A 13,078-nucleotide genomic window follows, 5' to 3' on the forward strand; every position below is an offset into this window, starting at 1 on the left:
ATGAACCTTACCCCCCGCGAACGCGAGAAACTGCTGGTCTCGGTAGCCGCGATGGTGGCGCGCGGGCGCCTTGAGCGCGGCGTCAAGCTGAACCACCCGGAGGCCATCGCGCTGATCACCGATTTCGTGGTCGAGGGCGCCCGCGACGGGCGCAGCGTCGCCGACCTCATGCAGGCCGGCGCCCATGTGATCACCGCCGATCAATGCATGCCCGGCATTCCCGCGATGATCGAATCCGTGCAGGTCGAGGCGACCTTTCCCGACGGCACCAAGCTGGTCACCGTCCACCATCCCATCCGCGAGGTCCAAGAATGAAACGCCTGTTGCTTGCCGCCCTTGTTCTGCCCTCGGCCGCGCTGGCCCATCCGGGCCATGGGCACGATGAGGGCCAGTTCCTGCACGGCCTGATGCACCCGGTCGGCGGGGCCGATCACCTGCTGGCGATGGTCGCGCTTGGGCTTCTGGCCGCGCAGCTGGGGGGCCGGGCGGTCTGGGCGCTGCCGCTGACCTTCGTCGCGGCGATGCTGGGTGGCGGGCTTCTGGGGGCCATGGGCGTCGCGCTGCCGGCGGTCGAGCCGATGATCCTGGCCTCGGTCGTCATCCTCGGCGTGCTGGTCGCGATGGCCGCGCGCCTGCCGCTTTCGGCGCTGCTGCCGATGGTCGCGCTGTTCGGCGCGGCGCATGGCTGGGCGCACGGGGCCGAGGGGCCGGGCAGCGGGCTTGCGCTTTACGCCGCGGGCTTTGCGCTGGCGACGATGGCGCTGCATCTTGCAGGCATCGGCTTCGGCCGCCTGCTGGCGCGCGGGCCGGAACTGCGCGTTCTGGGCGGCGGCACGGCGCTGGCGGGTCTTGCCCTGACGGTGGCCTGACATGATCCCCGGTGAGATCCTTCCCGCCGACGGCACCATCGCCCTGAACGAGGGGCGGCGCACCGTCTCGCTGCTGGTCGCCAATACCGGCGACCGCCCGATCCAGGTGGGCAGCCATTACCATTTCGCGGAAACCAACGCCGCGCTGGATTTCGACCGCACGGCGGCGCGCGGCATGCGGCTGGCGATCCCCGCAGGCACCGCCGTCCGGTTCGAGCCGGGCCAGTCGCGCGAGGTGACGCTGGTCGATTTCGCAGGCGCGCGGGCCGTCCACGGCTTTCGCGGCCAGATCGGGGGTGCGCTGTGACGACTTTGTCCCGCGCCGATTATGCGGCGCTTTACGGCCCGACGACGGGCGACCGCATCCGCCTGGCCGATACCGAGATCATCATCGAGGTCGAACGTGACCTGACCATCCCCGGCGAAGAGGTCAAGTTCGGCGGCGGCAAGGTCGTCCGCGACGGCATGGGCCAAAGCCAGATCACCCGCGAAGGCGGCGCGATGGACACGGTCATCACCGGCGTCGTGGTCTTTGACCATCAGGGCATCGTCAAGGCCGATGTGGGCATCCGCGACGGCGTGATCGCCGGGATCGGCAAGGCGGGCAACCCCGACACGCAGCCCGGCGTCACCCTCATCATCGGCCCCGGCACCGAGATCATCGCGGGCGAGGGCCGCATCCTGACCCCTGGCGGCTTCGACTGCCACATCCACTACATCTGCCCGCAGCAGGTGGACCACGCGCTGCATTCCGGCGTCACGACGCTTCTGGGCGGCGGCACCGGCCCCGCGCATGGCACGCTCGCCACGACCTGCACCCCCGGCCCTTGGCACATCGCCCGGATGCTGGAGGCCTGCGCCGAGCTGCCCGTCAACATCGGCATCGCGGGCAAGGGCAACGCGTCCCTGGCCGCGCCGCTGGAGGAGCAGATCCGCGCCGGCGCCTGCGCGCTGAAGCTGCACGAGGATTGGGGCACCACGCCCAAGGCCATCGACACCTGTCTGTCGGTCGCCGACGCCATGGACATCCAGGTGATGATCCACACCGACACGCTGAACGAATCGGGCTTCGTCGAGGACACGATGGCCGCCATCGGCGGGCGCACCATTCACGCCTATCACACCGAAGGCGCAGGCGGCGGCCACGCACCCGACATCATCCGCATGGTCGGCATGGCGAACGTCCTGCCCTCGTCCACCAACCCGACGCGGCCCTACACGGCAAACACGGTCGAGGAGCATCTCGACATGCTGATGGTCTGCCACCACCTCGACCGCCGGGTGCCCGAGGACGTGGCCTTCGCCGAATCCCGCATCCGCAAGGAGACCATCGCGGCCGAGGACATCCTGCACGATCTGGGCGCATTCGCGGTGATCTCGTCGGACAGCCAGGCGATGGGCCGCGTGGGCGAGGTCATCACGCGCACCTGGCAGACCGCGTCCAAGATGCGTCAGCAGCGCGGCCGCCTGCCCGAGGAGCAGGGCCAGAACGACAATATCCGCGCCCGCCGCTTCATCGCGAAATACACGATCAACCCGGCCTTAGCGCATGGGGTCAGCCAGCATATCGGCTCGATCAGTCCGGGCAAGCGGGCCGATCTGGTCCTGTGGTCGCCGGCCTTCTTCGCCGCCAAGCCCGAGATGGTGCTGGTCGGCGGCCAGATCAGCGTGGCGCAGATGGGCGATCCGAACGGCTCGATCCCGGTCCAGCCGATCTTTTCGCGGCCCATGTGGGGGCATACCGGGCGTGCGTCGGCGCTGTTCCTGTCGAAAGCGGGGCTCGAGGCGGGCGCCGCGAGCGGCCTCTCCAAGACCCTGATCGCGGTCGAGGGCACGCGCAGCATCGGCAAGGCCGACATGATCCTGAACAACGCCATGCCCGCGATCGAGGTGGACTCGGAAACCTACGAAGTCCGCGCCGATGGTCATTTGCTAACCTGCGAGCCGGCGACGGAACTGCCGCTGGCGCAGCGCTATTTCCTCTTCTGAGGGAGGAGAAGATCATGATTGCAACCGCACATACCATCATCCGCAACGCGCCCGGCCCCTTTGATGCCGAGGTGTCGCTGGATTACGAGGGCCGCCTGCTGCGGCGCAAGCGGCTGGCCTGTTCGGGCGGCGATTTCCTGGTGGATCTGGCCGAAGTGACCAGCCTTGAAGATGGCGACGCGTTCGAATTGTCGGACGGGCGGATGATCGCGGTGCGCGCAGCACCCGAGCCGGTTCTGGTCATCCGGGGCCATCTGGCGCGGCTGGCCTGGCATATCGGCAACCGCCACACCCCCTGCCGGATCGAGGCCGACCGCCTGATCATCCGACAGGATCACGTTCTGGAAGCCATGCTGAAGAAGCTGGGCGCCGACATCTGCCGCAAGGAACTGCCCTTCCGCCCCGAAGGCGGCGCCTATGGCCATGGCCGCACCTTCGGCCATGATCACGGGCCGGACCGGGGGCATGGCGACGGCCATCACCACGCCCATTCCCATGATCACGGCAGCCACCACCATGACCATAACGGCCACAGCCACAGCCACGCCTGACGCGGCACGCCTGTTCCTGCAGCAGATCCTGTCGCCCGCCTTTCCGGTGGGCGGCTTCGCATGGTCGCAGGGGCTGGAATGGGCGATGGACCAAGGTGCGGTGACGCGCGCAACGCTGCCCGTCTGGCTGGCCGACTGGCTGGATCACGGCACGGGCCGCGCCGACGCGCTGCTGGTCGCGCTGGCGCTGCGGCCGGGGGCTGACCACGCGGCTCTGGACGATCTGGCCCGCGCCGCCTGTCTGACCAGCCAGCGCCTGACCGAGACGCAGGAACAGGGCGCCGCCCTGACCGCCAGCCTGGCCGCACTGACCGGGGCGGACCTGCCGCCGCTGACCCTGCCCGTGGCCTTTGGCCGGGCCTGCGCAGCGCTGCCCCTGCCCGGCCCCGAGATCGTGTCGGCCTGGCTGCTGGCGCAGGCGGCCTCGCTGATCAGCACGGCGGTGCGCTTCATGCCGCTTGGACCCTTGGAGGGGCAGCGCCTGCTGGCCGCCGCCCATCCCGCGATCATGGCCCGCGCCGCCTGGGCCTGCGCGGCCGATCAGGACGCGCTTGCCAGCGCCACATGGGGTGCCGATATCGCCGCCATGCGCCACGAAACCATGACCACGAGGATCTTCCGCTCATGAGCCAGAATGGACCCCTGCGCGTCGGCATCGGCGGCCCCGTCGGCGCCGGCAAGACGACGCTGACCGAACAGCTGGCCCGCGCGCTGGCGCCGCGCCTGTCCATGGCCGTCGTCACCAACGACATCTATACCCGCGAGGATGCCGAGGCGCTGATGCGCGCGCAGGTCTTGCCCGTCGAGCGCATCCGAGGCGTCGAGACCGGCGGCTGCCCCCATACCGCGATCCGCGAGGATGCCAGCATCAACCTGGCCGCCATCGCCGAACTGACCGAGGCCTTTCCCGATCTCGACCTCGTCCTGATCGAATCGGGGGGTGACAATCTGGCAGCGACCTTCAGCCCGGAACTGGCCGACCTGACGATCTACGTGATCGACACGGCGGCGGGGCAGGACATCCCCCGCAAGCGCGGCCCGGGCCTGGCGCGATCCGACCTTCTGGTGGTGAACAAGACCGATCTGGCGCCGCATGTGGGCGTCGATCCCGTGCAGCTTGAAAAAGATGCACATGATGCACGCGGCCCGCGCCCGGTCGTGATGGCGCAGCTTCGCCACGGCCAGGGCGTGCAGCAGATCGTCGATTTCCTGATCGAACAGGGCGGTCTGGCGCCGCGCGCGGCCTGAAACTGCCCTTGCGGCAGGCATCTGCCTCTGGCTATGCCTGCCGCCGCGCCAAAGCCTGCGCGACCCGCCCCCGGACTGCCCGAATCCTGTCCAGATGCCCGATTTGCGATTTTTCTGCATCTGCGAAGGCGCCGCCTTCCACAGGGACAACAGGGACATCCGGCCAGACCGGGGGAGTTTTAACGATGATCAAAACAACGCGACTGCTGATGACGACCAGCGCCCTTGCGCTGGCGGGCATGGCCCATGCGCAGGAAGGCGAGCCGATCAAGATCGGCGTGCTGCATTCGCTGTCCGGCACGATGGCGATTTCGGAAACCACGCTGAAGGACACCGTCCTGATGATGGTGGAACAGCAGAACGCCAAGGGCGGCGTGCTGGGCCGCCCGCTTGAGGCGGTCGTCGTCGATCCGGCCTCGGACTGGCCGCTCTTTGCCGAAAAGGCGCGCGAGTTGCTGACCGTCAGTGAGGTTGACGTGATGTTCGGCTGCTGGACCAGCGTCAGCCGCAAGGCCGTGCTGCCTGTGATCGAAGAGCTGAACGGCCTGCTGTTCTATCCGGTGCAATACGAGGGCGAAGAATCCTCGCGCAACGTGATCTATACCGGCGCCGCCCCGAACCAGCAGGCGATCCCGGCCGTGGACTACATGATGGAGGAGCTGGGCGTCGAAAGCTGGGCGCTTCTGGGCACCGACTACGTCTATCCGCGCACCACGAACAACATCCTTGATGCCTATCTCAAGTCGAACGGCGTCGCCGCCGAGGACATCTTCGTGAACTACACGCCGTTCGGTCATTCCGACTGGTCGCGGATCGTGGCCGATGTCGTGGCGCTCGGCGCGGGCGGCAAGAAGGTCGGCGTCGTCTCGACCATCAACGGCGATGCGAATGTGGGCTTCTACAAGGAACTGGCGGCGGCGGGGATTTCCTCGGACGACATCCCGGTCATGGCCTTCTCGGTCGGCGAAGAGGAATTGTCGGGTCTGGACACGACCAACCTTGTCGGCCACCTGGCGGCCTGGAACTACTTCCAGTCGGCGGACACGCCCGAGAACGCAGCCTTCATCGAGGGCTGGCACGCCTTTACCGGCGATACGAGCCGCGTGACCAATGACCCGATGGAGGCGACGATGATCGGCTTCAACGCCTGGGTCGCCGCCGTCGAAGCCGCCGGCACGACCGATGTGGACGCCGTGCGCGACGCCATCGTGGGCATCGAGGTTCCGAACCTGACCGGCGGCACCGCGACCGTCCTGCCGAACCACCACCTGACCAAGCCCGTCCTGATCGGCGAGATCCGCGCCGATGGCCAGTTCGACATCGTCAGCCAGACCGAGCCGGTGCCGGGCGATGCCTGGACCGACTTTCTGCCGGAATCGGCGGTTCTGGAAGCCGACTGGCCGGGCAAGGGCTGCGGCATGTGGAACATCGAGACCGAAAGCTGCGTGCAGATCCAGTCGAATTACTGATCGCTTGCGCGGGGCGGCATCACGCCGCCCCGATTGCCGAATGACCCAAAGGATACGCGCGTGCCCCGGTTTTTCCTGATCGCCCCGCTGATGGCGGTGCTGATGCTGGCGGGCCTTGCCGCCCCCTCTGCCGCAAACCCCGCGCTCGAGACGCTGATCTCCGAGAATATCGACCAGATCGACCAGCCCTCACGCCGGACGGTCGAACCTCTGGTGGCCAGCATCGCTGCCACCGGCCCCGAAGGTCTGGCGCTGCTGCAGGCCTGGGCCGACCGCAGGCTGGGCCTGCTGGACGGACGCGCGGTGATCGCCGATGGCGATGCGCTGACCGACGCCGCGACGGGCGCCCCGGTCACGGGCGATCCGAAGATGCTGCGCCCCAATTCCGGCGTGCGCGGCGTGATCGAGGCCGCCCTGGCCGCGGGGGCGCTGACCGATCCCGATCCCGCCCGCCGCGCCGCCGCGCTGGACAGCCTGTCGCGCAGCGCCGATGCCGAGGGGCTGGCCGCGCTGCGTGCCGCGTTGGACGATCCCGATCCCGCGCTGGCCGCACGCAAGGCGCGGCTGGAACGGCTGCTGACCATCCAGCACGACCCCGACAGCGCCGCCCGCGTGGCTGCCATCGAGGAAATGGCCGGCGATGTCGGGCTTGATTTCCGCGCCGCGCTGAACCCGCTGCTGGCGACCCGCCGCGTCGTCTCGACCACCGAGCCGCAGGGCAATATCGCCGACGAACTGAGCCCCGGCAGCCGCGACCTGCCGCGCGAGGCGGCGATTGCGCTGCTGATCCAGGAGGGCGCGCTGGACCCGGCCCTGACGCCCGCCGAACAGCGCGCCCGGCTGGCCGCCAACATCACGAATGGCAGCGTCGGCGGCATCCCCGTCGCGCAGCTGTCGGACCCCACCGCCCGCGACCGCGCCTACGAGGCGCTGGAGTCCGCAGGCGCCGTCCCCCCCGCCGCCACCGCCGCCGAGATCGACGCGGCGCTGGACGCGCACCGCTTCTTTGACCTCTATGCCGAAGCCGACCCCGCCGTGACCGATGCCGCCAAGGCCGCGCAGATCCGCGCGCAGGTGCGTCTGGCCGCGATGCAGGGCATCGATCTGGGGCTGGACGCGCTGTCCTTGGCCTCGATCTACTTCCTTGCCGCGATCGGGCTGGCGATCACCTTCGGCGTGATGCGCGTGATCAACATGGCGCATGGCGAATTCATCATGATGGGCGCCTATACGGGCTTTACCGTCCAGACGCTGATCGCGGACCGCACGCTGTCGCTGATCGTGGCGCTGCCTTTGGCCTTTGTCGTGACCTTCGGGGCCGGGGTGGCGCTTTACCGGCTGGTGATCCGCCATCTGGCGCATCGCCCGCTGGAAACGCTGCTGGCGACCTTCGGGGTGTCCATCGCGCTGCAACAATTGGCCAAGAACATCTTTGGCACGCAGGCCCGGCCGCTGACCGCGCCCGCCTGGCTGGAAGGGTCCATCGTCATCAACGACGTGATCGGGATCAGCTCGATCCGTGTGGCGATATTCGTGCTGGCGCTGCTGTTCCTGGGACTGTTCCTGTTCATCATGAAGCGCACCCGGCTGGGGCTGGAGGTCCGCGCCGTGACCCAGAATCCCGGCATGGCGGCCAGCATGGGCATCAACCCAGACCGCATCGCGATGATGACCTTCGGCCTTGGCTCGGGCATCGCGGGGATCGCGGGCGTGGCGATCGGCCTCTTCGCGCAGGTCACGTCGGAGCTGGGCCAGCAATACATCGTGCAGAGCTTCATGACGGTGGTCGTGGGCGGCGTCGGCAACATCTGGGGCACGCTGGCGGGCGCCACGCTGATCGGCGGGCTGTCCAAGGTCATCGAATCGCTGAACCCCAGCAACACGCTGGCGGCGCAGACCTTCATGATCCTGTTCATCATCATCTTCATCCAGTTCCGGCCGCGCGGGATCATCCCGCAAAAGGGCCGCGCGGCAGAGGTCTGAGCCCATGACACGCACCCCCTTCGTGCTGCGGCACCCCTCGATCCTGGTCGTCCTGGCGGTTCTGGCGGTCTTCACCGCCGCCGTCACGGCGGGCAGCGCGGCCTATGGATCGGGCGCGATCCCGGTCTCGATGATCAAGCTTCTGGGCAAGACGCTGTGCCTTGCGCTGGCCGCCGTGGCGATGGATCTGGTCTGGGGCTATCTGGGCATCCTGTCGCTTGGCCAGATGGCGTTCTTCGGGCTGGGCGGCTACATGATCGGCCAATGGCTGATGTATGCCCGGACCGAGACCATCGTGGCGGCCCAACTGGCCCAGCAGCCCATTCCCGCCACCGCGCAGGAATTGCAGGACGCGGTGACGAACCAGATCTTCGGCGTGGTCGGATCGTCGGACCTGCCGCTGGTCTGGTCCTTCGCCCATTCGCTGACCTTGCAACTGATCCTTGTTCTGGCCGTGCCGGGGCTTTTGGCGCTGGTCTTCGGCTGGCTGGCCTTCCGTTCGCGCGTGAACGGGGTCTATCTGTCGATCCTGACGCAGGCGATGACGCTGGCGCTGGCGCTGTGGCTCTTCCAGAACGACAGCGGGTTCCGGGGCAATAACGGCCTGTCGGGCCTGCAGAACATCCCAGGCCTGGATTACGTCGGGCAGGCCACGCTGTCGGTCTGGTTCCTCTGGGCCTCGGCGCTGGCGCTGGCCCTGGGCTACGCCTTGGCCGCCTGGCTGGTCAGCGGCAAGTTCGGCAGCGTGGTCCGCGCGATCCGCGACGACGAGACCCGCGTGCGCTTTCTGGGCTACCCGGTCGAGGGGTTCAAGCTGGTCGTCTTCACCGTCGCCGCGATGATGACGGCCGTGGCGGGGGCGCTCTATTACCCGCAGGCGGGGATCATCAACCCGGCAGAGCTTATGCCCATCGCCTCGATCTATCTGGCGGTCTGGGTGGCGATCGGCGGGCGCGGGCGGCTTTACGGCGCGGTGATCGGGGCGGTGATCGTGTCGCTTCTGTCCAGCTGGTTCACCGGCGGCCGGGCACCCTCGATCCATCTGCCGGGCTATGTGGTGAACTGGGTCGATTGGTGGCAGGTCGCGCTTGGCCTGACCTTCGTGCTGGTCACACTGTTCGCGCCCAAGGGCATCGCGGGCCTGTTCGACCGGCTGTCGGGCATCCTGCCGCCGCGCCGCCATGGCCGCGATCTGGGCCCAGGTCAGGGCGCCCTTCAGGAGAAAGAGGCCAAGGCATGAGCGCGCTTCTGGAAGTCAGCGGCATCAGCAAGACCTTTGACGGGTTCAAGGCGATCAACAACCTGTCCTTTTCCATTGGGGCGGTCGAACTGCGCGCGGTGATCGGGCCGAACGGGGCGGGCAAGACCACCTTCATGGACATCGTGACAGGCAAGACCCGCCCCGACGAGGGCGAGGTCCTGTGGGGCGAGGGGTCGAAATCGCTGCTGCGGATGAACGAGGCCCAGATCGCCCGCGAGGGGATCGGCCGCAAGTTCCAGCGCCCGACCGTCTTCGAGGACCAGACCGTCGCCGAGAACCTGACCATGGCGCTGAAGGCCGAGCGCGGCCCCCTTGCCGTGCTGCGCTGGCGCCCCGACCGCGACAGCGCGTCCCGCGTCGCGGAACTGGCCGCCGAGGTGGGTCTGTCCGATCACGTCGCGCGCAAGGCGGGCGAGCTGAGCCACGGCCAGAAGCAATGGCTGGAGATCGGGATGCTCTTGGCCTCGGCCCCGCGTCTGCTGCTGGTGGACGAGCCTGCGGCGGGCATGACCCTGGCCGAGCGCGAGCAGACGACGACGCTGCTCTGCCGTCTGGCCGAGACGCGGGCCGTGGTGGTGGTGGAACACGACATGGATTTCGTGCGCCGCCTGAATTGCCGGGTGACGGTGCTGCATCAGGGTTCGGTCCTGGCCGAGGGCTCGCTGGACCATGTGACGCGCAATCCCGACGTGATCGAAGTCTATCTGGGGCGATGAGATGCTGGAAGCCACGAACCTGACCCTGCATTACGGCGGCAGCCAGATCCTGCACGGGATCGACATCATCGCCCGGCCCGGCGCGGTGACCTGCGTGATGGGCAGCAACGGGGTCGGCAAGACCTCGCTGATGAACCTGCTGGCGGGGCGGCATCCCCGGTCCGGGGGGGAGCTGTCGCTGGACGGCAAGCCCCTGGGCCGGGTCAGCGCGCAGGCCATGGCGCGGATGGGCGTGGGCTATGTCCCGCAGGGCCGCGCGATCTTTCCGATGCTGACCGTGCGCGAGAATCTGGAGACCGGCTTTGCCTGCCTGCCGCGCGCCGAGCGCGCCATTCCCGACGAGATCTTCGAGAGTTTTCCTGTGCTTGCCGAGATGGCGCATCGGCGGGGCGGCGATCTGTCGGGGGGCCAGCAGCAGCAGCTGGCCATTGCGCGGGCACTGATCACGCGGCCGCGCGTGCTGCTGCTGGACGAGCCGACCGAGGGGATCCAGCCCAACATCATCGCGCAGATCGGCCGCGTCATCGCCGCCCTGCGCGACCGGGGCGACATGGCCATCGTCCTGGTCGAGCAGTTCTTCGATTTCGCCTGGGATCTGGGCGACGCCTTCCTGGTGATGGAGCGCGGCCGCGCGGTCGTCCAGGGGCCGAAGGAGCGTCTGTCCCGCGACGATCTGCACGGGCTTCTGGCGGGCCATCAGGCAGCCTGAGGGACGTTGCCGCGGGCGGGGAAAGGGGGGCTGGCTGCCCCCCTCTTGGCCTGCGGCCAATTCACCCCCCGTGGATATTTGAGCCAAGGCAAAGGCCGAACTGGCCTAGCGTTTTCTTTCCCAACGACCTGATTCCTCGGACCAGTATTCGGCTTCGATGCCGGCGGCGGAGAGCTGGCGCCATTGGTCGCGGGCGGTGGCGAGGGCATTCGCGTCGCCGCCGTCGAAGAGGATGCAGCTGCGTTCGAGCGCGCCGATCCGGGCCGGGTCGAGGGGCGGGCCGTCCAGCGTGATCAGGCAGGAGGGTGCGTTCGTCGCTGGCTGGTCGGGCAGGGTCAGGAGGACCGGCTGGCGGTCGTCATGGGGGCCGCCCGCGAGGCCGTGGGGCAGGAAGCCGTCGCCCTGCCACAGATGAAGGTCGAGCCGGTCGAGGCGGGCGGGGGTCGTGGCGCGCAGTTCCACGCGCCAGCCCGCCGCAAGGGCGCGGGTGAGGAGTTGCGGCAGGAGGTCCTCGGCCGGGGAGCGGGTGAGGTGGTAGAAGAGCGCCTTGCCCATCGTCAGGCCGCGCGGGTCTGTTGCGCAACGGGGGCGCGCGGGGGGTGTTGCGCGGTGACGGGCGCGGGGGCGGTTTTGGCCAGCGATTGCTGGATTTCGGCGCGCACGGGGCGTGCGCCGGGCGTGCACCGCGGGTGCACAGGGCGTGCACCGCTTGCGCGCGCCCCGCGGCGGGCGGGGCCGCGCCGGGGGGCGCGGCCTGTCGACAGGTGGTGGCGGGGGGCGAGGGTCACTTGCCCTCGAACCGGTCGCGGACGAGGCGGTCGAGCGTCATCACGCCCCAGCCCGTCGCGCCCTTGGGCGCCAGATCCGTGGCCGAGGGCGGCAGGGTCACGCCCGCGATGTCGATATGCGCCCAGGGCTGACCCTCGGCGATGAAACGCTGCAGGAACTGCGCCGCCGTGATCGAGCCTGCCGCGCGGCCGCCGGTATTCTTCATGTCAGCCAGACGCGACTTGATCAGGCTGTCATAGGACGGACCCAGCGGCAGGCGCCATGCGCCCTCGCCCTCGGCCCTTGCGGCCGAGAGGATGCCGTCGGCCAGCGCGTCGTCATTGGCGAAGACGCCCGCATTGTCATGGCCGAGCGCGATGATGACCGCGCCGGTCAGGGTCGCCAGGTCGATCACGGCGGCGGGCTTGTATTCCTGCTGGGCATACCAGAGCACATCGGCCAGGACGAGGCGGCCTTCGGCATCGGTGTTGATGACCTCGATCGTATCGCCCTTCATGGATTTCACGATGTCGCCGGGGCGCTGGGCGCGGCCGTCGGGCATGTTCTCGACCAGACCGACAAGGCCCACGACATTGGCCTTGGCCCGGCGCAGGGCCAGAGTGCGCATGACGCCCGCCACGACGCCCGCGCCGCCCATATCCATCGTCATCTCTTCCATGCCGGCAGCGGGCTTGATCGAGATGCCGCCCGAATCGAAGACGACGCCCTTGCCGACCAGCGCCAGCGGGGCCTGATCGCCCGCGCCGTTCCAGCGCATCACCACGACCTTGGAGGGCGATTCGCTGCCCTGCCCCACCGCCAGAAGCGCGCGCATGCCCAGCTTGGCGAGCTTCTTCTCTTCGATCACCTCGACCTCGAGGCCCAGTTCGCGCATGGCCAGCAGGCGGTCGGCGAAATCGGTCGTGGTCAGGACGTTGGCCGGTTCGTTGACCAGATCGCGGGTGAAGAACACGCCCTCGGCCAAGGCGGCGGCGTCGGCCGCGGATTTCGCCAGCGATTCGGGGTCCTTGACCATGAAGGTCACGCGGGGCTGCGGGGTTGCGCCGTTCCCGTCGCCGTTCTCGTCATCGTCGCGCTTGCTGCGATAGGCGTCGAAATCGTAGCCGCGCAGCGCAAGGCCCAGCGCGATGTCGCCCGCGCGCTTGTGCGCGCCCGCCATGACCAGCATGTGCTGGCCGCCCAGCCGCGCGCCGATGGCCGCGCCCGCGCGGCGCGCATCAGAGACCGAGGCGCCGGCGGGCAGGTTGACCAGCAGCAGCATCTCGGCCCGCAGGCCCGCCGGGAAGGCCAGTTCCAGCGCCTGACCGGGTTTCAGCGCCTTGCCCGCCTTGGAGCCCAGCGCGCGGGTCGCGGCCTCGCGCAGGGCGCGCGGCAGGCGGCCGGGCAGCTTGCCGTCGGCGCCCAGGATCAGGGCGGCGCGGCCTTCATGCGTGGCAAGCCGGTCGGCGGCGGTTTCGGTAAAGCTGATCTGGACGGGCTGTGTCATCGTTGTCC

At 68.9% G+C, this 13,078-nt stretch carries 14 protein-coding genes; 12 read left to right on the forward strand and 2 right to left on the reverse strand.

The features are described 5' to 3' along the window. The 12 genes from QAR72_RS01140 (at position 1) to urtE (ending at position 10,795) form a co-directional block, all read left to right on the forward strand. Entirely contained in the window at positions 1–315 is a 315-nt protein-coding gene (locus QAR72_RS01140) for an urease subunit gamma (protein WP_304615517.1), read from the forward strand. Next, positions 312–869, forward strand: a complete 558-nt coding sequence (locus tag QAR72_RS01145; protein ID WP_304615518.1) for a HupE/UreJ family protein — start codon at positions 312–314, stop codon at positions 867–869. Before QAR72_RS01140 ends, QAR72_RS01145 begins: the two co-directional genes overlap by 4 nt. A 1-nt stretch (position 870) precedes the next feature. Beyond that, on the forward strand, positions 871–1,176 hold the full coding sequence (locus QAR72_RS01150; protein ID WP_304615519.1) for an urease subunit beta: 306 nt from the start codon (positions 871–873) through the stop codon (positions 1,174–1,176). Continuing rightward, positions 1,173–2,858: an urease subunit alpha gene (ureC, locus tag QAR72_RS01155; protein WP_304615520.1), complete on the forward strand. Its 1,686-nt coding sequence runs from the start codon at positions 1,173–1,175 to the stop codon at positions 2,856–2,858. The genes QAR72_RS01150 and ureC overlap by 4 nt, the downstream gene beginning before the upstream one ends. Positions 2,859–2,872: 14 nt before the next feature. Further along, positions 2,873–3,409, forward strand: a complete 537-nt coding sequence (locus QAR72_RS01160) for an urease accessory protein UreE (protein WP_304615522.1) — start codon at positions 2,873–2,875, stop codon at positions 3,407–3,409. After that, positions 3,324–4,037, forward strand: coding sequence for an urease accessory UreF family protein (locus QAR72_RS01165; RefSeq protein WP_304615523.1), 714 nt, complete (start codon positions 3,324–3,326; stop codon positions 4,035–4,037). Before QAR72_RS01160 ends, QAR72_RS01165 begins: the two co-directional genes overlap by 86 nt. Further along, positions 4,034–4,657, forward strand: coding sequence for an urease accessory protein UreG (gene ureG / locus QAR72_RS01170; protein WP_304615524.1), 624 nt, complete (start codon positions 4,034–4,036; stop codon positions 4,655–4,657). The genes QAR72_RS01165 and ureG overlap by 4 nt, the downstream gene beginning before the upstream one ends. Positions 4,658–4,866: 209 nt before the next feature. Next, complete coding sequence (gene urtA, locus QAR72_RS01175; protein WP_304615525.1) at positions 4,867–6,126, forward strand: urea ABC transporter substrate-binding protein; 1,260 nt, start codon at positions 4,867–4,869, stop codon at positions 6,124–6,126. Between the two features lie 90 nt (positions 6,127–6,216). Continuing rightward, the gene (urtB, locus tag QAR72_RS01180; RefSeq protein ID WP_442953535.1) at positions 6,217–8,109 is read left to right on the forward strand and encodes an urea ABC transporter permease subunit UrtB; all 1,893 of its coding nucleotides are present in this window, start codon (positions 6,217–6,219) and stop codon (positions 8,107–8,109) included. A 4-nt stretch (positions 8,110–8,113) separates the two neighbouring features. Further along, positions 8,114–9,349 (forward strand): urea ABC transporter permease subunit UrtC, encoded by a 1,236-nt coding sequence (gene urtC / locus QAR72_RS01185; RefSeq protein WP_304615526.1) that lies wholly within the window; start codon positions 8,114–8,116, stop codon positions 9,347–9,349. Further along, positions 9,346–10,086, forward strand: a complete 741-nt coding sequence (gene urtD, locus QAR72_RS01190) for an urea ABC transporter ATP-binding protein UrtD (protein WP_304615527.1) — start codon at positions 9,346–9,348, stop codon at positions 10,084–10,086. The genes urtC and urtD overlap by 4 nt, the downstream gene beginning before the upstream one ends. Position 10,087: 1 nt before the next feature. Then, entirely contained in the window at positions 10,088–10,795 is a 708-nt protein-coding gene (gene urtE, locus QAR72_RS01195) for an urea ABC transporter ATP-binding subunit UrtE (RefSeq protein ID WP_304615528.1), read from the forward strand. Positions 10,796–10,900: 105 nt separating this feature from the next. Here the strand turns inward: urtE and QAR72_RS01200 are convergent, their stop codons facing one another. Next, positions 10,901–11,350 carry a DNA polymerase III subunit chi gene (locus QAR72_RS01200; protein WP_304615529.1) on the reverse strand — a complete coding sequence of 150 codons (450 nt, stop codon included), beginning with the start codon at positions 11,348–11,350 and terminating at the stop codon, positions 10,901–10,903. 229 nt (positions 11,351–11,579) lie between these two features. Continuing rightward, positions 11,580–13,070 (reverse strand): leucyl aminopeptidase, encoded by a 1,491-nt coding sequence (locus tag QAR72_RS01205; RefSeq protein ID WP_304615530.1) that lies wholly within the window; start codon positions 13,068–13,070, stop codon positions 11,580–11,582. Positions 13,071–13,078 lie beyond the last annotated feature (8 nt).

The sequence above is a fragment of the Paracoccus sp. (in: a-proteobacteria) genome, from assembly GCF_030604785.1.
Lineage (GTDB): Bacteria > Pseudomonadota > Alphaproteobacteria > Rhodobacterales > Rhodobacteraceae > Paracoccus.

Excerpts from the sequence above, each read along its gene's own strand:
- QAR72_RS01140 (WP_304615517.1), top strand. The coding sequence starts at position 1 with ATGAACCTTACCCCCCGCGAACGCGAGAAACTGCTGGTCTCGGTAGCC.
- QAR72_RS01145 (WP_304615518.1), top strand. The coding sequence starts at position 312 with ATGAAACGCCTGTTGCTTGCCGCCCTTGTTCTGCCCTCGGCCGCGCTG.
- QAR72_RS01150 (WP_304615519.1), top strand. The coding sequence starts at position 871 with ATGATCCCCGGTGAGATCCTTCCCGCCGACGGCACCATCGCCCTGAAC.
- QAR72_RS01160 (WP_304615522.1), top strand. The coding sequence starts at position 2,873 with ATGATTGCAACCGCACATACCATCATCCGCAACGCGCCCGGCCCCTTT.
- QAR72_RS01165 (WP_304615523.1), top strand. The coding sequence starts at position 3,324 with ATGGCGACGGCCATCACCACGCCCATTCCCATGATCACGGCAGCCACC.
- ureG (WP_304615524.1), top strand. The coding sequence starts at position 4,034 with ATGAGCCAGAATGGACCCCTGCGCGTCGGCATCGGCGGCCCCGTCGGC.
- urtA (WP_304615525.1), top strand. The coding sequence starts at position 4,867 with ATGACGACCAGCGCCCTTGCGCTGGCGGGCATGGCCCATGCGCAGGAA.
- urtB (WP_442953535.1), top strand. The coding sequence starts at position 6,217 with ATGGCGGTGCTGATGCTGGCGGGCCTTGCCGCCCCCTCTGCCGCAAAC.
- urtC (WP_304615526.1), top strand. The coding sequence starts at position 8,114 with ATGACACGCACCCCCTTCGTGCTGCGGCACCCCTCGATCCTGGTCGTC.
- urtD (WP_304615527.1), top strand. The coding sequence starts at position 9,346 with ATGAGCGCGCTTCTGGAAGTCAGCGGCATCAGCAAGACCTTTGACGGG.
- urtE (WP_304615528.1), top strand. The coding sequence starts at position 10,088 with ATGCTGGAAGCCACGAACCTGACCCTGCATTACGGCGGCAGCCAGATC.
- QAR72_RS01200 (WP_304615529.1), bottom strand. The coding sequence starts at position 11,350 with ATGGGCAAGGCGCTCTTCTACCACCTCACCCGCTCCCCGGCCGAGGAC.
- QAR72_RS01205 (WP_304615530.1), bottom strand. The coding sequence starts at position 13,070 with ATGACACAGCCCGTCCAGATCAGCTTTACCGAAACCGCCGCCGACCGG.